Consider the following 25,258-nt stretch of genomic DNA (forward strand, 5'->3'; position numbering starts at 1 on the left):
AACAAAACCCATTTATTGCAATGCGAAAAGTCATTTCGCATTTTCCTTATTGATCTTTTCAAGCTCTTTTTCAACAGTTGCAACAACATTCTCACAAGTGATGTTGAAATGCGCATAAAGCGCACCCATTGTCCCGCTTGCCCCGAAGCCCTCCATACCGATAAACACACCATCACCACCAATAAAGCGGTCCCATCCTTGCCGAATGGCAGCCTCAATGGCAATTTTAATGGGCGCATCCCCAATAAGAGCACGCTGATAGGAGAGAGATTGCTGCGCAAAAAGTTCAAAACAAGGAACAGAAACCACACGCGTTGGAATAGACTTTTCTTCTAAGAGCGCATGTGCTTTTACGGCAATTTGCAATTCTGAACCGGAGGCAAACAGCGTCACTTTCGCATCATCACTTGCGGTCAATAATTCATAAGCGCCTAGCATACAAAGATTTTCCTCTTCATGCTCTTGACGCAAAAGCGGTAAATTTTGTCGGCTCAACGCCAAAGTGGAAGGTGTGTTGCGTGCTTTTAAAGCCAATTGCCAGCACTCGACGGTTTCAACTGCATCTGCGGGGCGGAACACGAAATGATTGGGCAGTGCACGCAAAGAAGCCAAATGCTCCACGGGTTGGTGTGTAGGACCATCCTCACCAAGACCAATGGAATCATGAGTCATGACATAAATAACACGCAATCCCATCAGAGAAGACAAACGCATTGCAGGACGCATATAGTCAGAAAAGCATAGAAAGGTTCCGCCATAAGGAATAAGTCCTCCATAAAGGGCAAGACCATTCATCACCGCGCCCATAGCATGTTCGCGAATTCCATAATGCAGATAGCGCCCTGAAAAATCTTCAGCAGAAATACTTTTCATTTGACTGCTTTTAGTATTATTGGACCCCGTTAAGTCAGCCGAACCACCAATGGTTTCAGTAACCACTTCATTGATAACTTCAAGAGCCATTTCTGAAGCTTTCCGTGTAGCAACGCAAGGGCGTTCTTCAATAAGCTGCTGTTTATAAGTATCAATAGCGCCATCAAATCCACCCAACAGATCGCCCCGCATCAACCTTTCAAACTCCAACCGTTCTGAGACAGGTAGATTTTCCAATTTTGTTTCCCACTTCTGCCGTTTTTTAGCGGCATTGAGACCAGCCAAGCGCCAATTATCGAGAATATCGGCTGGAATAACAAAAGGCTCCGCCTCCCATCCCAAAGCGATACGGGTTTCAGCAATTTCCCGTGCCCCCAAAGGTGTTCCATGAACTTTATTGGTTCCTGCTTTATTTGGTGCTCCAAAACCAATAGTTGTTTTACACGCAATTAAAGTTGGTTTATCGGAATTTTGTGCTGCTTGAATGGCATGTGCAATGGCGGCTTGATCATGCCCATCGACTTTATGCGTATTCCAACCAGAAGCTTTAAAACGCGCAATTTGGTCTGTACTGTCAGCAAGGGCAATCTTTCCATCGATAGAAATATTATTATCGTCCCACAGCACGATAAGCTTCTTGAGTTTTAAATGACCCGCAAGAGAAAGCGCTTCTTGGGAAATTCCTTCCATGAGGCAACCATCACCCACCAACGCGTAGGTGTAATGACTGATGAGATCGCCAAAACGGGCATTTTGCAAGCGCTCCCCAAGAGCCATCCCCACAGCATTTGCCAACCCCTGTCCCAGAGGCCCCGTAGTTGTTTCAATTCCGGCAGCATGTCCATATTCTGGATGCCCAGCAAGCTTTGAGCTGAGTTGGCGGAAATTTTTGAGATCCTCAAGGGAAATATCTTCATAACCAGAAAGATAAAGTAAGGCATAAAGCAACATAGAGCCATGCCCAGCGGACAATACAAAACGATCACGATTGGGCCAATGAGGATTTTTAGGATCATGGGCAAAGAACTTTGTATAAAGAACGGTAGCAATATCAGCCGCCCCCATTGGCAATCCAGGATGACCAGAATTTGCTTTTTCAATTGCATCAATAGCAAGAAAACGGATAGCATTGGCCATCTGATTCTGTTGTTCAGTATTTGTCATGAATGATAAACCATTTCGTTAAATACGTTTGCAGGTTGCTTCCTTTGTATTCTCTTCGTTTTTTAAGAAATACTTTTCAATTTTTAAAACCATCAGCGCGAAATCTCTTGTTATTGCAAATAACATCCGCCTCACACTTCCTTTAATCTAATCATTTATGTCAATACTCTTAAAAAATCTAGCCTTTAATTCACATACCTCCCCTGCTTTGCTTGCTAAAATGTCCTACATATTGAAAAATAAAATTCGCGCAAGAAAAGAAAATAAGTGATTCGTTTTTGCATAAAAAACTAATAAGGGATACAATGAGCTAAAGGATAGAAGCATCATGAACCAAGAAAATACGGTTCTACCACAGGCTTTAGAGCGGTTGGAAAAAGCACTCAGAACTTTAGAGATTACCATTATAAACCGTAATGCCGTTATTGATAAAAACAACGAATGGGAAGAAGAAATTCAACGAATGAACGCTGATCGTAGTCATCTTGCCCAAGCACTTGACAAAGCCGAAGCCCAGGTTGAGCGGCTAGAGGGGGTGAACAAAGAAGTTTCTAGACGTTTAATTAAAGCAATGGAAACAATTCGTGTCGTAATTGATAGATAAAGGTTTGAATGTATGGAAACTGTTTCCGTCACCATTGATAGTAAAGTTTATCGCATGGCTTGCGATAAAGGACAAGAAGACTATCTCATTGCGCTTGCCGCTCAATTAGATCAGTATATCACACACCTCAAAAACAATTTTGGTGAAATGGGTGACCACCGTTTATCGGTTATGGCCGGTATTATGGTACTTGATGAAATGGAAGAGATAAAACGAGAAAATAAAAAACTAAAAGAAGATTATGAAGCTCTTTTACGACTCCACAATGAAAGAGGCCGCACCATGGACAAGATTATGCGTGACACAACAGAACGCATTGAAAAACTCACCAATCAATTGCTTAAAGATAACCAAAACAGTTTTAGTGTTCCAGAACAGGAAAATTCATAACGGCACATGCATTCTTAAATCAGCCGGCCATATCCCAATGACATCCCAGTGACATCATTGTAAAAGAATCCGAGCGCAAAGAACAACAACAAACAAAAGCCGCAAAATAAAAAATATGTTCTTCGAGAAACAAAGGACTCGTATTCCCCATAAACAGCTTTTTTCACATCGCATTTTCTCCATGAATGGATAAAAATCCATGAGATACCACCATCTCTTTATGCATACAGAAACAGCACTATCATTCTCTTATACAAACAACACATTGATTTATAATAATAATTTACTGTTCTGCCTATTGAATAAGCCCCCCGAATATTTTAAGATTTCTCTCATCTCAAATCCTCTCATATTGAATCAATTAAAATCACTTACTTGCACGTCACAAGCAGAGCTAGTGTGTGGGTAAAAAACTGCACAAGAAAGGAGTAAAAATGCCTGTTATGAATCGTCTTAAATGCCAAGGGCTGTGGCAACATTTCAGAGCTAGCAAATAAAATGATGGAACCGGCTTGCACGCGTCATAAGCATAAAGATAGTGGTGTTCAGTGGCTTTATCGTTATACCTACAAGCAATCTTACAACTGCTTTTGCATGGAAACAATTATTGAGAGATAAGCGAACATATTTCTCAAACTGTTTTCCTTCATACCTCAAGCTTTCTTGTGACAAAAAACTTCAACTCTGATCAGAAATTAACTGTAAAATTGCTTTCTGTTTGACAGTATTCAAAACTCTAAAGCTTTTTAAAAGCAGATATTCTTCTTCGCTCGAGATGATTTCATCATGATGGTATGGGGGTGGTTGTTTTTTTAAGATCTCAGCATAAAAAAGGAAAGTGGTACATTGAGAATATCGGCAATTTCTTTCAAGCGCCCAGCGCTTATACGATTTAATCCTGTTTCATATTTTTGAATTTGTTGCGCGCTTACCTTCAAGTGGTTCCCTAATTCTTTCTGAAACATTTTCAACATTCTTCGCTTAAAGCGAATTTTTTTGCCTATAAAAATATCGTGAAAAAGATTTTTGGCTTGCATTTCATGCCCCTCACCGGTTGCGAGCGCCCTCGCGTTGGTATTCCGGGAGTCTAAAATACTGAACTCGATCAGCCTTTTGCTTTTAGTGCTTAAAGCACCTGGACATAGCAAAATCTCCCGGAATGCCGGGATACCCGCACAGTGGGACAAATTTATATATCGAGTTTTCGGGTTTTAGCTCCCTATTGGTCGTTGCGTATACGACCAAAATCACCTTTTTAGTCATAAAGGAATTTCAGAAAATTCACAATAAAAATGAAAAAGTTTCTGTAACTTACAGTTTTTTTGTAAAACACAGCGTTTTTGAGTAAAAGGCACAGCTTTTTCAAGATAAAGACCAGATGCGGATTGAGCAGATAATATTACAGCATTATTCTCTCATCACATTGCTCTCAGTCTAAGCTGTTAAAGCACATCCAACAATGCTTTGCTGAAATAAAGTTTCACCCCAGAAATACTCTTACCAGAAAGGAACAAAACAAGAAGAAAGCATTACGTACAAATATTCAAATGCCTTTTGTCCCTGCTTTCAGAGACCGCGGTAATCCGCAACAAGTTCGTAGCACCAAACGTACCAAGAGGAACCCCTGCTGTCACAAGGAACCGGTCCCCTCCTTGGCAAAAACCTTCTTGAAAAGCAATGGCTGCCGTACGATCAACCATATCCTCCAAATCTCGTGCATCTTCTGTCACCACACAAATAGTAGCCCCCAAACCAAAGCCAAGCGCCGCGCTATATCCACGAGAAGGGATACAGATACAATCTTTCCAGAAAACAACAAAACAAGAAGAAAGCACTACGCACAAACATTCAAATGCCTTTTGTCCCATCTTGAGAGAGAGCAGCAATTCGCAACAAGTTCGTAGCACCAGGCGTACCAAGAGGAACCCCTGCTGTTACAAGGAATCGATCCCCTCTTTGGCAAAAACCTTCTTGAAAAGCAATGGCTGCCGCACGATCAACCATATCCTCCAAATCTCGTGCATCTTCTGTCACCACACAATGCAGCCCCCAAACCAAAGCCAAGCGCCGCGCTGTTTCCACGATAGGGGATAAAGCAATAATGGGTCTATTGGGACGCTCCCGTGATGCACGCACACCCGTTGTGCCTGAAGCCGTATAAGCAACAATCACTGCCAATTGAAGTGTTTCAGCAATTTGTCGTGCGGCAAGAGAAATCGCATCTGTTCCCGTTAATTGTGGTGCAGGATGCTGTACCTCCACCATAGCAGCGTAAGTGCGATCTTGTTCGATTTGCCGCGCAATTCGGTCCATCATAAGCACTGATTCTTCAGGATAACGGCCAGAAGCCGATTCAGCAGACAACATCACAGCATCACTTCCCGCATAAACCGCTGTAGCAACATCAGACACTTCTGCGCGCGTTGGAACAGGCGATGTGATCATTGATTCGAGCATTTGTGTTGCCACCACAACAGGTTTTCCTGCTAAACGACACGCTTTAATCAACTCCATCTGCAGAGCAGGTACCCTTTCTAAGGGCATTTCCACACCGAGATCTCCTCGTGCAATCATAATACCATCAGCAATATCAATAATTTTTTCTATGTGCTCTAAGGCTTGAGGTTTTTCGATTTTCGCCATCAAAGACACTTTGTTTTTTGTCAACCGGCGCACCGCCATAATATCTTCTGGACGCTGGATAAATGACAGTGCCACCCAATCAACAGGTTGTTGCAAAAGAGCCTGAAGATCAACTTTATCCTTCGATGTCATAGAACCAAACGGCAAAATCGTATCGGGAAAACTAACCCCCTTTCGGTCAGAAATATGGGTTCCAGCAGCCACACGACACTGAATAAAATTCGGATCACACACTTCAGCACGCAATTCCAGCCTTCCATCATCAATCAACAACCGTTCCCCAGGTTTAACAGCTGTAAAAACTTCCTCATGGGGGAAAAAAACACGTTGTGCATCACCAAGAACATCACGATGATCTAAGGTAAAGCTCTGCCCCACACGCAAATCCTCCTGCCCCTTAGCAAAACAGCCAAGACGCAATTTGGGTCCTTGGAGATCTACTAAAATACCAATGGGGCGACGAACAATTTTCTCAACTTCTCGTATACGCTTAACCAAATCAGCCATTGTTTCACGGTCCGTATGGCTCATATTAAGACGAAAAACATCCGCCCCCGCCACAAAAAGCTTTTCAATCATCGAAGAAGAAAAAGAAGAAGGACCAAGAGTCGCAATAATTTTTACTTTACGTGCGCGCTTCACGGTGAAGAATCTCCTGAAAAAGAGGGAGAATTAACAGCCGAATCATTAAACAAAGACTCTTCGGTCAACTGCACCATCCAACTGGTTTGATTGCCCGTATCAATTTCCTTAAACGCAGCCTTTTGATAACCTCGAGGAAAACAATCATGAACCCCTTGAATGGTAAATTGACTATCTTGCACACACATGGTGATAGAGCCCGCCCAACTGCCTTTTTTCTGCGCTCCCTCCGCATAAAAATAATAAAAACGCGAAGCAAGAGGCCCCTCGATTAAGGTTTTACACTCTGTCACCGGAATCGTCCACCATCCTTCGCTCACCCAGCCGGAAAGCGTACGATAACCAAGCGCAACACCAACAGACTGTTGTGTCGTATTACAAACCCTAAAGTCAGCTCTCGCAAAAACAACCAACGGAAACAACAGCAGAATACTTAAAAGAAAAACCTTCAGTCCTTTTCCTCTCAATCTCTTACCCCTCAGTCCTTTGCAAATCACCCCTTGCTGTTTTTGAGAAACCACAAAACCACTCATATAACATAAGCCTTTAAGACAAAACATACATTCCTTTTTTTCTCTTTTTCAAGAACCTTTCAAGTGTGTAGAGATATATTTTTATTTTTTCTGCTTCTTATAGCCTTTTTATTAAAACCCCTATTTTAAATTTTACAAAATATTTAAAGTCAATTTGTAAAAAAAGCGTACAGCTTGAGTCACTTTTTGTTTTTCAAGCTTTCCCAACCAAATTTATCGTCGAAAAACAGCTTAAATAAAGTATGGAGAAAAATGCAATGAATAATACAGTGACTGATCAAACACATGCTATATCTGTAAACCAATTACGTGCTTTTATCGAACGTATTGAACGGCTAGAAGAAGAGAAAAAAACCATTTCTGATGATATTAAAGATGTCTATACCGAACTTAAGGGCTCTGGTTTTGATAGCAAAGCTGTTCGAAGCATTATCAGATTACGCAAAAAAGAAGAACATGAACGCATGGAAGAAGAAGCCGTTATCCAGCTTTATAAAAATGCGCTTGGTATGAGTTAATGCCCTTCAAGCACACGAGACATTTTTTCAAAATAAAGAGAGGATGCAAAAAATAAACAATTCCTGTGTATTTCTGCCAGAAATCCTAGCAATTGATGCAATACGTCTTGTGATGAAAATATCTGCAAAACATTCTCGAATATGAGAACATTGCACAATTTAGCAATGAATCTCTTGAAAAGACAGAGAGGATCAAAAGCATAAAATCAAGGATATAAAAAACCGTACAATGTCTCTTACACCCAGAAATGTTCTCATATTTCAATCAATTATTGAGAGTAAGCAATTACTGAAAGATGAGATGAAGGAAACAAATGGGTGTAAAGACATTTACTATGCGGTATTTGTACAAATCAAAATGCTAAATACACTACCAACACAGCATTCCCAATTCATTTGCATTGGCAACGGTCTCATGCTCTCATTCCTATAACTCTCTAATGAACAAATACATCAAGCATAAAGAAAGCCTATAGTAGAAAGAAGATCATTGACACACATAGAATGAACCTCTTCATTAAAAAATCAAACAAGATATATAGAGGGAACTATGGCAATCAAAACGAAACGAACAATTTCCACATTGATCAGTGGTAAAGATGCTGAAGAACTGTCTTCCTATAGCCTGCGCAATGCGGATTTTCTCCGTCCTTTAGAACCAGTAAAATTTGATGACTATAACACCTTAGTAGCGTGAAAAACGCGAGCAAATGCATTCGCTTGTGAAAGCAGATAAGATCAAGCCTACCGATACGCCGTACAACTGAAAAATGAGAGCACAATCATCTCCGCCGTTCATTTTACAAATATCGTTCGTGGTGTTTTTCAAGCTTATCATCTTGTTTTTTCTCTGGATGAAAAACAACAAAGCAAAGGCTTAATGTTCGAGATTTGATCTACTCTGATACCCCATATCTTTCATGTGACTCACCTACATAGAGTGATGGCAAATAGAGGAACCATATTCTCACTTCACGAATAAATGATTCGTATGAACCTTCCAAGAAACCAAAATAAAGCATACGAAGGCATTTTTTACCGGATATTAAAATGTAATACCCTAATTTTATGGAAACTCAAAAAATTCACTGTCTTCGCACATTCAGTATTGTTCACTGCCCACACGTAAAAATTCAAACTCCAAATATTCTTCTCACCTTTACGCACATATTTTCTTCTCCCACATACGCTCATCCTATAAAGAATGATGCAAAAAACAAATAGAATATGAAAGTGAAAGAAAAACACACATCCAAATCTATAAAAATCTTATTGAGAAGAATAACGCTATAGCGTTTTATGATTTCACACACTCTATATCTTCGCGCAACAATTCAAGTTCCAGCCATTCTTCTTCTTTTTGTGCGCAAGCATTTTTCTTCTCTTCTAGCGCTGCTGATAAACGCTCGAAGCGCTCTTTATCATTGCAATAGAGTGCTGGATCAGAGAGCTCTTGTTCAATTTTTTTGATTTCATCTTGCAAAACAGCGATTTGTTCCGGTAATTTTTCCAGTGCATAAACCTGCTTATAAGACAATTTGCGCGGTGTTGCTTTCTCCCGCCCCCCAAAACCCTGATTTGTTGACGAAACCTGTTTTTCCTGCCCCCGCGCACGAAGATTTGACAACACTTTACGCTGTAATTCTTTATCTTTGCGTTGCACCAGTACAGCTTGCTTGTTTTGTGCGATCATATCACTATAACCGCCAGCGTATAAAACCCAATGACCATCCCCTTGAGGCGCCAACATATGCGTTACAGTTCGATCTAAAAAATCCCTGTCATGGCTCACCAACAACACTGTTCCAGCAAAATCGGCGATAAATTCTTGCAACAAATCTAATGTTTCAATATCCAAATCATTGGTTGGTTCATCAAGAATCAAAAAGTTTGCTGGACGTGAAAAAAGGCGCGCAAGCATGAGGCGCGCTCTTTCTCCCCCTGAAAATTCTTTGAGCGGTGTGCGTGCTTGTTCGGGTAAAAACAAAAAATCTTTCATATAAGAAACAACATGGCGTTCTTGCCCATTGATCAAAAGAGTATCGCCCCTCCCACCGGTCAGATACTGCGCTAATGTTTCTTCTTCATTTAAAATACGCTGTTGATCAAGCAGTGCCATGGAAAGGTTATATCCATGCTTCACGGTTCCACCATCGACCGCTTCCTTACCGATCAGAGTGGAAAGCAATGTTGTCTTTCCAATCCCATTGGGACCAACCAAACCGATTCGGTCTCCACGCTGAATACGCAAAGAGAAATCTTTCACCAGAGTACGATCACCATAAGATTTTGAAATACACTTTGCTTCGAGCACCAATTGACCAGAATGATGGCTTTTAACCGCTGTGAAAAGTGCACTTCCCGGTTGCCCTTTATAGGTTTGGTGAGTCTGTCTCAGTTCTTTTAACTCTCCCAAACGGCGCATATTCCGTTTACGCCGTGCCGTTATCCCATAGCGCAACCATTGTTCCTCACGCACAATTTGGCGCTCCAATTTATGTTGCTCTAGCGCTTCTTCTTCAAGCATCTTATCACGCCAATTTTCAAACTGCGAAAAACGCATTTCCAATCTTTTTGTCACACCGCGATCAAGCCAGAGCGTTGAACGTGTGACATTTTCTAAAAAGCGCCTGTCATGGGAAATCACCACAACAGCTGAACGCAAAGCACCTAAAGCGGCTTCAAGCCATTCAATAGTAGGTAAATCAAGATGATTGGTTGGTTCATCTAAGAGAAGAATTTCTGGTTTGGCAGCAAGAGCGCGTAACAAAGAAACGCGCCGCTTTTCTCCACCAGAAAGCGTTGCTAATTTTTCGGTTCCTGAAAAACCAAGATTTGTGCGGAGGGTATTTACCCACTGTACATCAGGAGTATTGCCCAAACCAGCTTCTAGAAAAGCGTGAACATTTTCAAAGCCTGAACAATCAGGATTTTGCGAGACATAACATACAGTCACTCGAGGGTGGCGAAAAATTTCGCCACCATTGGGCTCTCTTATTCCCGCGGCAATTTTTAATAGCGTTGATTTCCCACAGCCATTACGGCCCACCAGCGCGATACGCGCCCCTTGCTCAACCGATAAACAAGCTTGGTTGAGCAAGGGAGTTGTTCCAAAGGTTAGGAAAATGCGGTCAAGCCGCAGCAGCGGCACCACCATTAACGCCCATAACGATGACGACAAGGCGCCTTATACATCACACCTTTTCCATCATGATAAACGCACAAACGTGGTGAATGTGCTTTATGGGGTGTGCGGGCTCTTTGAGGACAAGGTGCTTGATAAACTTGTCCTCTATAATCACGATATGCGCACAATGTTGACTGATAAGCAGCCATCTGTCTTTGCTGTTTTCTCTGATTAGCAGCAACCCCTGTTACTGTTCCTGCAAGTGCACCAAATGCTGCACCTGTCAAAGCTGCTTCAGGTGTGCTTCCAGCAATTGCTGTTCCTGCCAAAGCGCCTATTGCTGCTCCCCCGACACCATAACGCGCGACTCTTTCATCAGTTGTCGTACATGCCACTGTACTTAAACCAATGGCTGAAACAACTGCTACTTTTAAAATTGATTTCAACATATGAAAACCTTTCCTTCTCAAGATCAATACATAAACATATTTTATGCCAGCACTTCCTCACTATACCCCCCTCTGCCTTAATTTAAATATACTGGAAGAGCTTCATGGAATAGGTACAGACGCCAACAATATAGCTTTTCCAGAACCTAAATGGCAAGAAAAGGTTCCACAAGTACGATTAGAAAGTGTTAAAGATGACCCAAAAGACACATTCTTACCACAAAGTGGCCATTTCACCCCTGTGAGCGTTAATTCTCGTAAGTCAGAAAAACCGATAATACTAAACAAGCAGCCTTCAGGCAAATCACCTGAAAAAGGCTTTGGCAAAAGCGGCCACCCTTCTTCAAGACCACTGGTTAATAATACTGAAATGCCTTTTTCTTCCATCATCACAGCTTGTGTCATATGCGAAAGGCTATGATCACTTCTTTCCCCTCCCAAAGCCCCACATAAAATAAGCTTTTTGGCACCATTTTGCAGAGCTCTCTCACATGCCAAAGCACAATCCGTCATATCTTTATCAGAGGAAAAAACCTCACAGGGAACATGACGATATTTGTCTCTTAAAGCCTGATCAGAGGAATCGAAATCCCCCAACCACAACTCAGGCATCACATTCAGCGCTGCGGCATGACGCATTCCACCATCAGCAGCAATCACGCGACTGTTGCCAATTTGATGAAACAAACGATCCGTGACACAAAGATCTCCATTTAACAATATTGTAAATGTTGTCATGCCATACTCTGCCTTTCGTACTATTTCCCTTTATTATAAAAATAGCCGTTTTTTATAGATAATAACCGTGATATAGGCAAAAGAGTCCTTTTCAAAAGCTTCTCTATTGTAAAATAACACATACTAAAGACACCAATGAACATCGCCAAAATACACGCAGAAAACAAGGGGCAAAAGAGTCAAAAATACCAGATCTTTCTGCACGGCCTTCTTCAACGCGCTTTTTCTTTTCGCCGCAAAATCTATAAAGCAACTCTCCTAAGCTTCATGCTTCTCCTTTCTGCTTGTCATACACATTTTTCCAAAAACGATACGCTTTCTTCTTTAGATTCTTCTGAAACGATCAAACCTACCAGCAACAACAATATGTATGTCACCTTAAGCACGATACAACACCCGCGTATTTTGCAATTCTATGGCGGCGCCTATTATGATGCAAAACTTGATCGCTTATTAACAAAGATTGTGCGGAAACTTACCGCTGTGTCACACAATCCTCAACAAAACTATTCTGTAACAATTTTAAACTCCGAAAGTGTTAATGCCTTTGCACTCCCAGGAGGTTTTATTTACATCACACGTGGTATGCTGGCATTAGCCAATGATTCTTCAGAAGTTGCGGCCATTTTAGCCCATGAAATAGCCCATATTACCGCAAAACATGGTATTTTACGCCTACAAAAAGCAGCCGAATTGAAGAAGACAAATCACACGCCAGCGCAGCTTTTTTCTCACGCAGAAAAGAAAACTCCCATTGAAAACAAGCAACAAATTGCGCAATTTTCACGCAATCAGGAATTACAAGCCGACTCACTTGCACTCGATATGCTCCAACAAGCAGGATATGATCCCTTTGCTTCCTCGCGTTTTCTCCAAACAATGGAAGCATATAGAGTTTTTCGTAAATCGCAGGCGCGCGAAATGCCTCCTTAGACTTTTTAGCAACCCATCCAACCACTCCACAACGGATTCGCCTTGCAACAAAAAAAGCACGCAAAATCAGTACATCTCTCATGGAAATCACTGATCGTGATTCTTTTCTGAAAAGCCTTGATGGCATGATTTTTGGCGGCAGTTTTCATACGGGCTTTATGCGAGAAAACCAATTTATTCACCCGAAACTGCGCATCACTTTTTCCGTTCCAAACAATTTTACAATAGAAAATTCAGCACACACAGCTTGGGCAAGTGAACCAGATAAAATTGCCATTCGCTTTGATGCTCTCCCGCGCCCCAATGAAATGTCTGCGTGTGATTATCTGAAAAGTGGATGGATTGCAGGACTCGATGAATCGTCTGTCCAGCCAATTACAATTCAAGGATTCCTTGGCGCGCATGCCCGCGCCACCAATGAGCAATGGCAATTTGATGTCACTGTTATTCTACGCAACAAGCACGTGTTTCGTTTTTTGACAGCTGCTCCGCATCATTCTCAAAACTTTAAAGAAGTTGCTGAAAAAACAGTACAAATTTTTCATGTCCTTTCCTCATCACAGTTAAAAAAATTGAAACCCTTAAAGATCCGTATTGTGCGCGTTAAACAGGGAGAAACTGTTGCAAGCCTCGCAAATCAAATGCAAAACACACCAGATAAAGAAAAATTCTTTCGTATTCTCAATGGCCTCTCTCCAACCCAAACTTTACAGAGAGGGTCAAATGTTAAAATTATCACACAATAGCTTCAGCTTTCTCCATAACTTTCTGCATTCTTGATTCCCTCCTCCCCCCCCTCTTATCCCTTGGCACGGTGAGGCATTCTCTACAAAAAATCTACTTAACCTTTAAAACCAACCTCCCGCGTGCACTTTTCTCCCTCCAATGTCCCATACCCAATCCAGAATTTCTCAAGAAACTCTCCAATATTTACACATCATAAGCATCTGCTGGATTAACGGTAAGCAAAGCGGAGCGTAATTTTTGCAAAGCCCTTGCTTCAATTTGGCGCACCCGCTCTTTTGAGATTCCCAACTTTTCACCCAAAACTTCTAAAGTAGCTCCCTCTTCATTCAGGCGACGGAAACGAATAATTTCAAGCTCACGTTCATTGAGAATTTGCAATGCATCATAAAGCCATTGTGCACGCCGTTGACCATCAATCGCTTGCTCAATTAACACATCAGGAAGAGGACTATCATCCACAAGAGCATCCATTTTAGCAACGGGATTATCGCTGTTTTCAGAAACAGAAACACTCAAAGAATTATCAGAACTCGAAAAACGAAAATCCATGGTTTCCACATCACGCACTGAAACACCAAGTTTTTCAGCGATTGTGCGAAAGATATCTTGTTTTGAAAGAGCACTATCATCCTGTACCAATTTGGCCCGCAAACGCCGAAGATTAAAGAAAAGCGCTTTTTGCGAAGAACTGGTTCCCCCTCGAACAATAGACCAATTGCGTAAAATATAATCTTGAATAGAAGCGCGTATCCACCATGTTGCATAAGTCGAAAAACGCACCTCCCGATCAGGCTCGAAACGTGCAGCAGCTTCTAGCAGCCCCACATACCCCTCTTGCACCAGATCCCCCAATGGCATTTTGAAACGTTTAAAACGATTAGCAATCGCAATCACCAAACGCATATGCGCTGCTGCAATTTGATGCATAGCTTCATCATCGCGCTTGTCTTTCCATCGCAGAGCCAAATCATGTTCTTTTTCTCGTTCAAGATAAGGCGCCTGCATAGCAGAACGCATCATATTACGTCCCAAGCTTTTGTCTGCGTCGCTATAATTTTTGCTGCTTTTATAAACAACATTTGAAAGATTACCCATAATAACCCCTTGCGATTAAAAATATCAAAATTGATTTGGCAACGACATCATTATTCTTTCTTAAAAAGAACGCAAAGGTTGTTTGCTTGCATTTCCAACTACTTTAGCGTGTAAATTTATAATCGCAATTGTTTTTTTATGGTAATTGTAAAACTTCTCGTGAAAAGGCTGCGATTCATGAACAAAAAACGCTCTGCTCTACGCCTCTCACCGGTAAGAAATGCGCGCATGTACGAAAAAAACATTCCTTACATCGTGATAACAGAACAGCAAAAAACAAAAGGTTCAGCCGAACCAAAGACTGTTTTGTTTACATTTCGACTCATCTTGCCTTTTTCATAAAGAAGTTATTTTACGCTTCCAGTATGGCAATACAACCAAAAGATGTAGTGCGTATAAAGCATATCGAATGAATGAAACATGAATGAAAAAGGAAATAGCGCAAATTAAAGCATCAAAAAACGACAAGAATGATTGAAGCAAACGTAACAAACGTGTTAAAGGAGCAACACAATGATAGGATTGTAGAGAATAAGCTTTTTACCAGTGTGTTGCACTGAGAAAGAAATTGATCATGGATAGCAAGATTGTTCCGCACAATGATATTCTTCAGGATGATATTCTTATTGAAAAACATGGAAATGGTAAGTTTGAAGGTTTTCGTTTTTATGCTAACAAAAACCAGACTGATCAAACCCCTGAGAGACAAAATTTAGCCGATAATGAAAATTTAGTTCTTGCTTTTTCCAAACGTGCAGCGCGTTTTTGTGCTTGTGCTAATGGAGATTTTACACTCAATTCTGATGGAATTGTGCGCTGGATTGGCCAACCTGTAGGGCAGCTTGTTGCAACGGAAGATTTTTTAAAACCCAAACTTATTGTTTTAGCAGATACGCAATTAATGGGAGAAGCGCGAGATAATGTGATAAAACGGTTAGAGCGTTTTGTTACTTTTCATTTTGAGACAGCTTTAAAGCCCCTGTTTGATTTGCGCAATGCTGAGAGCTTGACGGATTCAACAAGCAATCTTGCCTTACAACTTGTCAACGCTTTAGGAATATTACCGCGTCGAGAAGTTGCCGCCGTTGTCAAAAATCTTGACCAAGAATCGCGTGCAGTTCTGCGGCAACTTGGTGTTCGTTTTGGCGCTTTTCACATCTATATTGCAGCAATGCTTAAACCAGCACCGGTCCAAGCAATTACGCTGTTGTGGAATCTTCAAAATGAGGGGCATGATCAAACGGGTATGGGTGAAATTTTTTCCGCATTGGCTGCTGGACGAACCTCTTTGGCTGTTGATCCTAGCTATAATCGGCAATTTTATCAATTAGCCGGTTATCGAATCTTAGGGCGACGTGCTGTACGCATTGATATTTTAGAACGCCTTGCCAACCTGATCCGCCCCACGCTTCATTGGAAACAAGGAAGTGAACCAAAGCCCGAAGGTGCTTATGATGGCAAAAGTTTTTTTGTCACATCGGCAATGATGTCCATTCTTGGAGCCAATGGAACCGATATGGAAGAAATTCTTAAAGGGCTTGGCTATCAATCGCAACCCATAAGCAGTACTGTTCTTGAACAACACCTTCTTGTACAGCAAAGCTCTGCTCATACAAATATAAGTGTACAAGATATTCCAGCAGCAGAATGTGTTGGCGATCAATGGCAAACAATGAAAGCCTCAAAAACAGCAGGAGAAAAAGAAGCTTTGTCTTCTTGTGTCCAAACACAGCAAAGGAGCACAAATTGCCTACCGGCGGCTGAACCCGTTGGTGATTTTGCCAAACAAAAACGTGTGACAGCAGAAGAGAAAGTTATTTTATTGTGGCGTTATCATCCTCAATTTCACCACTCTGCACACAAAAATCGTGATAAATCGAGGCACAGAGGACAACACAAACCGAAAAAGGCTTTCAAGAAAGGAGGAAATGCAAATGAAAACGCCTCCCAAGCAACCATATCACAGGCAAAACATTCTTATAAGTCTCATAAACCCCTTACCAAACGTGCCAATCATAAATCCTTTCAAAAAGAAAAACGCCCTAACCCTGATTCTCCTTTTGCAAAATTAGCTGCGCTACGCGATCAACTCACAAAGGATAAAGATACCCATACAGTTTCGTCCAAGGATCATTAAAAATGATGGAGTTCAATCTTGGCTTATGTAGTAACTGACAACTGCATTCATTGCAAATATACAGATTGTGTTGAAGTTTGCCCTGTTGATTGTTTTTATGAAGGTGAAAATATGCTTGTCATTCATCCCGATGAATGTATCGATTGCGGTGTCTGCGAGCCAGAATGCCCAGCGGAAGCTATTAAACCTGATACAGAACCAGGTCTAGAGAAATGGTTAGAGCTTAATCTTCATTATGCAAACAAATGGCCTAACTTAACCACCCGAAAAGATCCTCTTCCCCAAGCAAAAGAAATGGATGGCGTTGCCAATAAATTAGAAAAGTATTTTTCAGAAAATCCAGGAAGTGGCGAATAACCCTATAAACCCTCTCATGCTCCTTCAAAAAGTTGAGAACATTCTTTTTTAAAAAGAAAAATTCTTAAGCGAAATGATTGATTCTTTTAAAGTTTGGTGTTAATGTTGCTTTAACATGATCATCTTTCTAAGTATTGTTTTTTGCTTTATTCTTATAAAGCAATGTATTTTTGTTGGATTTAAAAGTAATCAGCTTTTATGCTCATTCAATTAGTATAATATACTTAGTTAAAGAGCGCTCAACCCTCAGGTTTATAGCCTGTTTTCCGGTACATTTATTGGTCATAAAGGGAGTAAACTAAGATATGGCATCCCAGTACGGAACGTCCTCCAATGCTAAAGGATTTGCAACCTCTGAATATATCGTCTACCCTAGCCATGGAGTAGGGCAAATTATTGCGATTGAAGATCAAGAAGTTGCAGGACACAAATTAAAACTCTTTGTCATTCATTTTGCAAAAGATAAAATGGATGTCAAAGTGCCAATTGCTAAAGCCATTTCCGTTGGAATGCGCAAACTATCCGCTGGTGATTCCGTTGAACGCGCCTTAAAAATCTTACACGGAAAAGCACGCGTTAAACGAACCATGTGGTCACGCCGTGCACAAGAATATGATGCAAAAATCAATTCGGGAGATCTTCTTTGTATCGCTGAAGTGGTACGTGATCTTTTTCGCTCGAACGTGCAGCCTGAACAATCTTATTCTGAGCGTCAACTTTATACCGCTGCCCTTGAGCGGATGGCGCGTGAAATAGCTGTTATTAATAATCTTTCTGAAACAGAAGCCGTAAATCTTATAGAGATGCATCTCTCAAACAAACCAAAGCGTGAATTTAAAGCTGAGAGAGATGAAACAAATGCAAACGGTAATGTTTACGCTGCGTAATCATTAAACGAAGATATTTTTATCACAACAAAACCAGCGCTCTGCTGGTTTTGTTTTATGATTCACATATTTTTCGTGACAAAAGAAGTTGGAAGCCTGCCAAGCGTTGTGATTCAATACTTTATTGTTGGTGGAATGAGCATGATATAACTGGTATCACAGCCTTACATCTCATAGTAAAATTGATATTCCGATTGCCCTTTTGGAACTCTCAATGCATATGCGTGATGGAGAGAAATACACCCCCAGAGCCTATCGAGGCGGGAGCTTTCACCACACTCCCTCAGCACACGCCATAGCGCACAAAAATCCTTTAAGTCCTTTATCAGATAATAAAAAGAAGCTCTCTAACAAGCGAGAAGAGAAAGAAAGCTCTTACTATCCTCCCAGTACACGGATTAAAAAAAACGCATGCATAACGCTTCAAATGATCACTTAAGAAAACAAAGAAGCCATAAAATTCACCGCATGACCAAAAAGAAAACCTTTCTTTTCGAATCCTCATTGAAAAGAATATCGAACAGCACACCCATGGTCATGAATATAACTTACTTGTGGAATCAAATAAACCTTACCACTAATAGAGAGAAGAATCTCAATCTTTAGCAGGTAAAATCTGACGCCCGCGATACATCCCAGTCTTCAAATCGATATGATGGGGACGACGCAATTCACCAGAATTTTTATCCTCGATATAAGTCGGCGCCTTAAGGGCATCAGCCGAACGGCGCATACCTCGCTTTGATGGAGAGGTTTTTCGTTTAGGTACAGCCATAAAGAGACACTCCAAATCCACTAAAAAAGAACAGGCAGTATCAAAAATGATACAGCCTTTCCATAACATCAGAAAATCTAGCAGCCTTATACACTGATAAGAAAGAAGAGGCAATGTCAAAATGACCGCACCTTCATGAAAAAATACAAACATGATAAAGTTATTATCAAAACCGACTATTTTATACTTTGATGAAAAGCTTTTAATGAAACTTTCACATCATTTTTTATTTGGCTTTAAGATAGTGCCCGCATACAGTATGTTTTAAAGGTCAAAAAAGAAATTGATTTTTTAATAAAAAACGACGCAGATTGTTTAAAAGAAGAAAAAACGACACTTTTCTCTTTTTCCCTCATTTTGCAAAAATAAAGGAAGCAAGAATGCACGCATTTACCACCCTTCTTGCACAACATGGTCGTAGCGTTGAAAAGCGACTTGATGCGTTATTAAGCAACAAAATCGAAAGTGGTGAAATTGCCCGCCCTGAGATTCTCCTCAAAGCCATGCGTTATGGTGTCTTGAATGGTGGAAAACGCTTACGTCCTTTTTTGGTCATTCAAAGTGGAGCACTTTTTGATATCCCTCCTGAACACTCTCTTGATGTAGCCTGTGCCTTAGAATGTGTACACTGTTACTCACTCATTCATGATGATCTCCCCGCCATGGATAACGACACCCTTCGTCGTGGAAAACCCACCGTCCACAAAGCATTTGATGAAGCAACAGCAATTCTAGCGGGCAATGCTCTTTTGACATTTGCCTTTGAAATCATTGCCCATAAAGCTTGCGCACTCCCCTTTGAAACGAGAATAAAACTGATGACAGCTCTTGCGCAATCCGCAGGACTTGGTGGTATGATAGGCGGTCAAATGCTTGACATTGAAGCAGAAAAAACACCGCAAGAGAGCATCAATATTATGACTCTCCAACGCATGAAAACAGCCGCCCTTATAAGCTTTGCCTGCCAAGCAGGAGCAATCATAGGCAATGCACCTCAAGAATTAATGGAAAAACTTGCTGCTTTTGGAACATATCTTGGTTTAGCCTTTCAATTAACAGATGATCTTCTGGATGTGACCGCCAACAGTGAAGTTTTAGGCAAAACTGCTGGTAAAGATGAAACGGCTCAAAAAGCGACCTTTGTTCGTCTTTATGGCATTCAAGAAACGCAAAAAAAACGAGACGAACTGATTGCTAAAGCAGAATCACTGCTACGCCCATTTGGTGAAAAAGCAAAACCACTCCACCAAGCAGCCCATTTTAGTGCAACGCGCAAAAATTAACAGCTCCCTGTTTTACCAACAGCAAAACACCAGCAGAAGGATTTGCAAAACAAAAGCTTTTTTCTGTTCCCATACATGTACTTTTCTTAAGGTACAAAAGCCCATCTCACGATGGCGCCCACGAATGCTATAACCAAAGCCTTCTATAACCGTAAAACCATTGCCCATCACCATCTGACCTTTGTGAAGAAACAAGCTGCCACCATCATTTCATTTTCTAGCGCTCAATGTTACAGCAACCCTTGCATGAAGGGAGACCATGAGAGGTCATTTACTTCTTTTTCAGTGTTTTACCTCCCACAAAAACTCCGTTTATGGCGTGCAAGCAAGTGATTTTAAAGGATTCAAGATAAGACAATCTTCGTCTATTCGGCGTTATAATTCAAACATGAAAAACGAGGAGTTCTCATGATAAATCAACAGCATGCTAATGATAAACAGCGATTTTGTTTCACTCTTTTCCAAAGCGTTTATGAATATAGTCACTTAAAAGAGCTTCAAATTCCTCTGCAATATGATTACCACGCAAAGTCTTTACCTTTTGTCCCTCAATAAAAACAGGTGCTGCTGGACTTTCCCCCATTCCAGGCAATGAAATTCCAATATCGGCATGTTTTGATTCTCCCGGTCCATTGACGATACACCCCATCACTGCAACCTTTAAACTTTCAACCCCCGGGTATTTTTCACGCCAGAGGGGCATATTTTTGTATAAATCCATTTCAATTTTTTCTGCCAATTGCTGAAACACTGTGGAAGTTGTACGTCCACATCCAGGACAAGCGGCCACAACGGGCAAGAATTGCCGAAACCCCATCACTTGCAAAAGTTCTTGCCCCACCCTCACTTCTCGTGTCCGATCTCCACCGGGTTCAGGTGTTAATGAAATACGAATTGTATCGCCAATTCCTTGCTGTAACAAAATTCCCAAAGCCACGGAAGAAGCAACCACCCCCTTTGTTCCCATCCCTGCTTCTGTCAATCCCAAATGGAGTGCATAATCACAACGCTCTGCTAAAGAGCAATAAACAGCAATGAGATCTTGAACATCACTCACTTTAGCAGAAAGAATAATGCGATCACGTCCCAAACCCAACTCTTCAGCGAAAGTAGCGGAATGCAAAGCCGACTGAACAACAGTTTCCCGCATAACCTCAACAACAGATAAGGGATTTTCCTGTTGTGCATTTTCATCCATAAGCCGTGTCAATAATACATTATCAAGAGAACCCCAATTCACACCAATGCGAATAGGTTTTCGATACCGACAGGCAATTTCGATAATTTCTGCAAATTGCCGATCCTTTTTCACACCAAAACCAACATTTCCAGGATTAATGCGATATTTTGCAAGCGCCTCAGCACAAGAAGGATGATCTGATAAGAGCTTGTGACCAATATAATGAAAGTCCCCTATCAAGGGTACAAACAAGCCTAACCGCTCCAAACGTTCTCGTATTTTTGGCACAGCAGCAGCAGCTTCGTCACGATCAACGGTAATCCGAACCAATTGCGAACCTGCTTGCCAAAGAGCAGCAACTTGGGCAACCGTTGCATCAACATCAGCAGTGTCAGTATTTGTCATTGACTGCACAACGATCGGGCTCGAACCACCCACCACCACATCACCAACTGCAACCGCAACAGACCGGCGGCGCTCAAGAGGTTTAGAGAAAGAATAGGTTGTACTCATCAAATCCTCAAATTTTCAAAAAAAGCGCTCTTGATCATCATTACGGCAACACCCGTCATAGTACAATTTTAAAAAGGAATAAAAGAAAATGCCTCATTGTGCCAAAACTTTCGCCTGCTCTCACATGCCAACAAGCAACGCAATCAACGCAACCTTTCTATCATAAAGCCGTTATACAAAAACCCTGAACATCATTTCAACTGTCGTAAAACATTATAAAATATGAAGGAGTCAACAGATGTGTCTATTTTCGACCCATTCCAAAAATGCTAAAATTAAAAAATCTATTGCACAATTAAAAAATAAACTGAGCTCCGCGAGCCTATGGCTTTCCAATAACAGCAGCTTTGAGACCATTTCTGATATGTTTGACACATGGAAACAAAAAAGCCAGCATGCACTTTACCACCTTAATGAACATGCTACACAATGGAAGAAAAAAGCCAAAGAAAATCCTAAAAAAACCATTGCATTAACCGCAAGCATCCTTTTAGCAAGCTTCTTGCTAATGGGAAAAAATTAACAACGCAACCAACAATCAGACTTTTAATCCCGCCCAGCCTCTTAATGACCGACTCAAAGCGGGCATTTTTCTATAGCTTTAAACAGCGTAACAAAACACCATCATCATTTTGTCTAAAATAGATCTCCTTCCCATTCTAAAAGATGAGAATATTTAATACCAATCTGATGACCAATTGGCTTCTCCCCGTGGATTCCACACATTCCTGAGTGAATTGACTTCACAAGCACATAAGACAAATTCAGTCCATGCATCTCCTCTTCAACTTTACATTTCTGCATAGAGTGGATACAAAAAAACACTGCCTTTAAGATGCCTCTAAAGATCCTAAAGGACAATATTTTACAGCACAGCAGATAAGAATTTAAAGAGATGAAGCATAATATACCAAACAAAATCTTCTAAAGTGAAAGCCCACTTACTATAATTAAAGGGGATAAAAATCAAAGTTAAAAAGCCCAAAATCTAACCTCCAGAAGCGCGCTGTGAAGTATCCACATAGGTGACGACGGACATTCCAGGAATAAGTTTTTCAATCCCCTCTTGTCCAGGATCTAAAGCAATACGCACCGAAATACGTTGCGCAATTTTAATGAAATTTCCAATTGTTGTATCTGTTTTTAAGAGAGAAAATTCTGAACCTGTCGCAGGAGCGAAACGTACCACACGCCCTGTTAGTTTTTTATTATCCAACGCATCAACAGAGAAAATAACCGGTTGTCCCACACGCATTTGAGAAAGCTGTGTTTCCTTATAATTGGCGATAACCCAAACATCATTAGAAATGACCGACACCAATTGCGTACCAGGCAAAACATACTGTCCTACTCGTGCACCAACCAATCCAACAGTTCCTGTTCTAGGAGATAAAATCTTCGTATGCTCCAAATTGAGCTTCGCCAATTCAACACCAATCTTTGCTTCTGCAACCTCTGACTCTAAATTTTTTCGTTCAAGATCTAATTGTTTTTGCAATTGCCGTTTTGTTTCAAGTGCAGCCAACAATTGGGAAAGAGGACGAGAAACGGTATTGCCAGTATCACCAAAACCGAGCTTTTTGCTTTCAGGAAGAAGATTGGAGAATGCACGCGACCGCGCCAATTCTGCTTCTGCTGCATTAATTTCTCCCTGCAAAAGCTTATCCTGAAAGACAATGCTTTCAAGTTTTGCATTTTTGGCATCCAGAACAGCCTGTGCCCTTGCAAACTGTTGACGAAAGAGAGAATCATCGAGTTCAAAAAGAAGCATTCCCTTTTCAACGCGTTGATAATCTTGCACATAAATGCGTGAAATCACCCCAGAGGTCCGTGAACTCACCAAGATCACATTCCCTTTAATGGAAGCATTATCGGTTATTTGTATGGTACTAACAAAGGGAGGAAGTTTCCAAGCCCATAAAATCAACAAAACACCAGTAATCCCAGAAAAGAATGCAATAAGCGTCGCTTTTGACCGGAGTAATTTTATCATTTTTGCATCCCTCTCTTTTATGGCACTACCCTATCATGGCATTACCCTACTTTTTGCATCCACGCAAAGAGCATGACTTGACAAATATTTTGACAAGGAAAACAGCAAATACACCCATTGCAATATAAAAATAAAGTCGAAAAACATCACCATAAGCAAAAATATTTGCTGTTAACTTAAACTTTTCAATCAATTTAGATGCATCTTGCTCTTTTCCCAGCAGATGAGGAAAGGAAACACCGTAAGAGGGCGAAAATAAGGTATTAACCTCTCCTGAAATAATCGGATCCGCAACAACAATATTTTGTGTTAAGGACTCAAAGTTTTTATGAGCAAAAAAGAACTGCAGGCTGCCAAAAAAAGCTGACCCCATCAATCCGCCTGTAACTTGTGTCAGCAGAAAAACAGCAATAAAACTCAAAACATAGCGCGGTCCTCGCGCACCGGCTATCACAAACCCCTTCGACAGAGCAGGAGGTAAAAAAAGCGCGTAACTAAAACCCACCAACCCTTGACTCAACATCATATCTTGCGGGCGTGTTAAATGATTGACATAACTATCTAAATAAGCCCCAAGCGCCAAACAACCCAAAGATAACAGATAAAAATAATCCTCACGTCCCTCACGTAAACAAAGGACACAAACGGCTCCCCCCAAAAGGACACCCCCTATAACTGCAAGATACATGGGAGCCATCTCACGATTCAACAAACCAAAAAGGCTAAAAAAGCCTGCTGCTAAATTTGATCGCTCCAATAAGAATACGTGAAAAACAAATAAAATGAGAACAGATTGGAGCATTTCTTTACTGAAAAGCCAGCGTAAATCAATCAACGGTTTTTCTCTATTCAGTTCAATAATAATCGCAACCACCAAAGAGGAAACAGCAAGCGCAAGTCCCCAACCAATCCATGGTGCCTCATACCACCAATATAATATACCAACAGACATAATCACTGCATTAAGCCCCAGACCGAATGCAATCAAACTGTAGCTTAACCAATCTAATTTCTGAATAACCTTATTACGAACAACAGGGGTCAGTGGAAGAGAAAAAATACAGCCCAAACTGATAAGAACCAATCCCATTTCAAGTGCGGAAAGACTAGAAAACCCACCATTTTCCAATAAATCAGGTGAAATTAAACGCGAGAGAGGAACAGCTAAAGCCGCATTCATATAATTCAAACTCAGAGCAATAGTAAACTTTTTTGCTGGTGCAAAAGCTTCCATCATATAAAGAAGCGCAAGTGAAGCCAAAGGTGCAGCAGCAATACCAGCAAAAAAGCGAATAATCAGTGCAGAACGCAAATCCGTCACAAAGAGTTGCAACACACAAACTAAAACGAAACCAAGAATTGATAATTCGGCAAAAGCACGAAGCCCAAATTGGTAGCGAATTTTGATCAACATGATCGCAACACTGACATTTGGCGCCATATAAGCAGCAACCAACCATGTGGTTTCTGTCAGAGTTGCATGGAAATCGCCGGTAAGTTGGACAATGTTAGATTGAACAACATTGGCTCCCAAACCACAAGCCCACTGCAAAATAAGAGAGGCAAAAATATAAACAAAACATTTTGGCAAGGGCCCTGCAAAAACACGACCTGGATGAGGAAAAGGCTTTCCTCCCTTTTTAGCAGACATAACCGTACTTTTTTTTCCGCTCATGT

The 25,258-nt window shown here is 41.0% G+C and carries 21 protein-coding genes and 4 pseudogenes; 11 read left to right on the forward strand and 14 right to left on the reverse strand.

Annotated elements, in window-relative coordinates:
• Window positions 1-30: 30 nt before the first annotated feature.
• Entirely contained in the window at window positions 31-2,037 is a 2,007-nt protein-coding gene (tkt, locus tag J7R10_RS01345; protein ID WP_010705800.1) for a transketolase, read from the reverse strand.
• A gap of 328 nt (window positions 2,038-2,365) precedes the next feature.
• On the opposite strand from tkt, the gene J7R10_RS01350 reads away from it, so the two are divergent.
• Window positions 2,366-2,641 (forward strand): DUF4164 domain-containing protein, encoded by a 276-nt coding sequence (locus J7R10_RS01350; protein ID WP_010705801.1) that lies wholly within the window; start codon window positions 2,366-2,368, stop codon window positions 2,639-2,641.
• Between the two features lie 12 nt (window positions 2,642-2,653).
• A complete protein-coding gene (locus tag J7R10_RS01355) occupies window positions 2,654-3,031 on the forward strand; it encodes a cell division protein ZapA (protein WP_010705802.1) in 378 nt (125 codons plus the stop codon).
• A gap of 678 nt (window positions 3,032-3,709) precedes the next feature.
• On the opposite strand, the pseudogene J7R10_RS01360 reads toward J7R10_RS01355, so the two are convergent.
• The 4 genes and pseudogenes from J7R10_RS01360 to J7R10_RS01375 all read right to left on the reverse strand — a co-directional run bounded on the left by J7R10_RS01360 (window position 3,710) and on the right by J7R10_RS01375 (window position 6,876).
• Window positions 3,710-4,068: pseudogene (locus tag J7R10_RS01360) on the reverse strand (helix-turn-helix domain-containing protein).
• A 506-nt stretch (window positions 4,069-4,574) separates the two neighbouring features.
• Window positions 4,575-4,811: pseudogene (locus J7R10_RS01365) on the reverse strand (pyruvate kinase alpha/beta domain-containing protein); the annotation flags it as partial.
• A 68-nt stretch (window positions 4,812-4,879) separates the two neighbouring features.
• Window positions 4,880-6,316: a pyruvate kinase gene (gene pyk, locus J7R10_RS01370; RefSeq protein ID WP_010705803.1), complete on the reverse strand. Its 1,437-nt coding sequence runs from the start codon at window positions 6,314-6,316 to the stop codon at window positions 4,880-4,882.
• Window positions 6,313-6,876 (reverse strand): DUF1036 domain-containing protein, encoded by a 564-nt coding sequence (locus J7R10_RS01375; protein WP_010705804.1) that lies wholly within the window; start codon window positions 6,874-6,876, stop codon window positions 6,313-6,315. The genes pyk and J7R10_RS01375 overlap by 4 nt, the downstream gene beginning before the upstream one ends.
• Window positions 6,877-7,106: 230 nt before the next feature.
• Between J7R10_RS01375 and J7R10_RS01380 the strand changes: the two genes are divergently transcribed.
• Window positions 7,107-7,367 (forward strand): DUF2312 domain-containing protein, encoded by a 261-nt coding sequence (locus J7R10_RS01380; protein WP_004862771.1) that lies wholly within the window; start codon window positions 7,107-7,109, stop codon window positions 7,365-7,367.
• Between the two features lie 550 nt (window positions 7,368-7,917).
• Window positions 7,918-8,384: pseudogene (locus tag J7R10_RS01385) on the forward strand (GNAT family protein).
• Between the two features lie 280 nt (window positions 8,385-8,664).
• Here J7R10_RS01385 and J7R10_RS01390 read toward each other — a convergent pair.
• The 3 genes from J7R10_RS01390 to J7R10_RS01400 all read right to left on the reverse strand — a co-directional run bounded on the left by J7R10_RS01390 (window position 8,665) and on the right by J7R10_RS01400 (window position 11,681).
• Window positions 8,665-10,524, reverse strand: a complete 1,860-nt coding sequence (locus J7R10_RS01390; RefSeq protein WP_010705805.1) for an ABC-F family ATP-binding cassette domain-containing protein — start codon at window positions 10,522-10,524, stop codon at window positions 8,665-8,667.
• Window positions 10,524-10,943: a membrane protein gene (locus J7R10_RS01395; RefSeq protein ID WP_010705806.1), complete on the reverse strand. Its 420-nt coding sequence runs from the start codon at window positions 10,941-10,943 to the stop codon at window positions 10,524-10,526. The genes J7R10_RS01390 and J7R10_RS01395 overlap by 1 nt, the downstream gene beginning before the upstream one ends.
• A gap of 102 nt (window positions 10,944-11,045) precedes the next feature.
• Complete coding sequence (locus J7R10_RS01400; protein ID WP_010705807.1) at window positions 11,046-11,681, reverse strand: thiamine diphosphokinase; 636 nt, start codon at window positions 11,679-11,681, stop codon at window positions 11,046-11,048.
• Window positions 11,682-11,816: 135 nt separating this feature from the next.
• Here J7R10_RS01400 and J7R10_RS01405 point away from each other — a divergent pair.
• Window positions 11,817-13,360, forward strand: a pseudogene (locus J7R10_RS01405) (M48 family metalloprotease).
• Between the two features lie 184 nt (window positions 13,361-13,544).
• Here J7R10_RS01405 and J7R10_RS01410 read toward each other — a convergent pair.
• Window positions 13,545-14,456, reverse strand: coding sequence for an RNA polymerase factor sigma-32 (locus J7R10_RS01410; protein WP_010705808.1), 912 nt, complete (start codon window positions 14,454-14,456; stop codon window positions 13,545-13,547).
• Between the two features lie 177 nt (window positions 14,457-14,633).
• Here J7R10_RS01410 and J7R10_RS01415 point away from each other — a divergent pair, with 177 nt between their 5' ends.
• The 4 genes from J7R10_RS01415 (at window position 14,634) to J7R10_RS01430 (ending at window position 17,837) form a co-directional block, all read left to right on the forward strand.
• Window positions 14,634-14,798, forward strand: a complete 165-nt coding sequence (locus J7R10_RS01415) for a hypothetical protein (RefSeq protein ID WP_187287697.1) — start codon at window positions 14,634-14,636, stop codon at window positions 14,796-14,798.
• A 232-nt stretch (window positions 14,799-15,030) separates the two neighbouring features.
• Window positions 15,031-16,593: a hypothetical protein gene (locus tag J7R10_RS01420; RefSeq protein ID WP_026501447.1), complete on the forward strand. Its 1,563-nt coding sequence runs from the start codon at window positions 15,031-15,033 to the stop codon at window positions 16,591-16,593.
• An 18-nt stretch (window positions 16,594-16,611) separates the two neighbouring features.
• On the forward strand, window positions 16,612-16,950 hold the full coding sequence (gene fdxA / locus J7R10_RS01425) for a ferredoxin FdxA (protein WP_010705810.1): 339 nt from the start codon (window positions 16,612-16,614) through the stop codon (window positions 16,948-16,950).
• A 305-nt stretch (window positions 16,951-17,255) separates the two neighbouring features.
• Window positions 17,256-17,837: a CarD family transcriptional regulator gene (locus J7R10_RS01430; protein WP_010705811.1), complete on the forward strand. Its 582-nt coding sequence runs from the start codon at window positions 17,256-17,258 to the stop codon at window positions 17,835-17,837.
• A gap of 595 nt (window positions 17,838-18,432) precedes the next feature.
• Here J7R10_RS01430 and rpmF read toward each other — a convergent pair.
• Complete coding sequence (rpmF, locus tag J7R10_RS01435) at window positions 18,433-18,612, reverse strand: 50S ribosomal protein L32 (RefSeq protein ID WP_010705812.1); 180 nt, start codon at window positions 18,610-18,612, stop codon at window positions 18,433-18,435.
• Window positions 18,613-18,992: 380 nt separating this feature from the next.
• Here rpmF and J7R10_RS01440 point away from each other — a divergent pair, with 380 nt between their 5' ends.
• Window positions 18,993-19,895 carry a polyprenyl synthetase family protein gene (locus J7R10_RS01440; protein ID WP_010705813.1) on the forward strand — a complete coding sequence of 301 codons (903 nt, stop codon included), beginning with the start codon at window positions 18,993-18,995 and terminating at the stop codon, window positions 19,893-19,895.
• A 12-nt stretch (window positions 19,896-19,907) separates the two neighbouring features.
• Here J7R10_RS01440 and J7R10_RS01445 read toward each other — a convergent pair whose 3' ends face one another.
• The gene (locus tag J7R10_RS01445; protein WP_035000850.1) at window positions 19,908-20,090 is read right to left on the reverse strand and encodes a hypothetical protein; all 183 of its coding nucleotides are present in this window, start codon (window positions 20,088-20,090) and stop codon (window positions 19,908-19,910) included.
• Between the two features lie 256 nt (window positions 20,091-20,346).
• Entirely contained in the window at window positions 20,347-21,588 is a 1,242-nt protein-coding gene (gene ispG, locus J7R10_RS01450; protein WP_010705814.1) for a flavodoxin-dependent (E)-4-hydroxy-3-methylbut-2-enyl-diphosphate synthase, read from the reverse strand.
• Between the two features lie 238 nt (window positions 21,589-21,826).
• Between ispG and J7R10_RS01455 the strand changes: the two genes are divergently transcribed.
• Window positions 21,827-22,111 carry a hypothetical protein gene (locus J7R10_RS01455; protein ID WP_010705815.1) on the forward strand — a complete coding sequence of 95 codons (285 nt, stop codon included), beginning with the start codon at window positions 21,827-21,829 and terminating at the stop codon, window positions 22,109-22,111.
• A 465-nt stretch (window positions 22,112-22,576) separates the two neighbouring features.
• On the opposite strand, the gene J7R10_RS01460 is transcribed toward J7R10_RS01455, so the two are convergent.
• Both J7R10_RS01460 and J7R10_RS01465 read right to left on the reverse strand, forming a co-directional pair.
• Window positions 22,577-23,581 (reverse strand): HlyD family secretion protein, encoded by a 1,005-nt coding sequence (locus tag J7R10_RS01460; protein ID WP_010705816.1) that lies wholly within the window; start codon window positions 23,579-23,581, stop codon window positions 22,577-22,579.
• Window positions 23,582-23,627: 46 nt separating this feature from the next.
• Entirely contained in the window at window positions 23,628-25,256 is a 1,629-nt protein-coding gene (locus tag J7R10_RS01465) for an MFS transporter (protein WP_208436370.1), read from the reverse strand.
• Window positions 25,257-25,258 lie beyond the last annotated feature (2 nt).

It is taken from the genome of Bartonella vinsonii subsp. berkhoffii ATCC 51672, from assembly GCF_902825225.1.
GTDB lineage: Bacteria > Pseudomonadota > Alphaproteobacteria > Rhizobiales > Rhizobiaceae > Bartonella > Bartonella berkhoffii.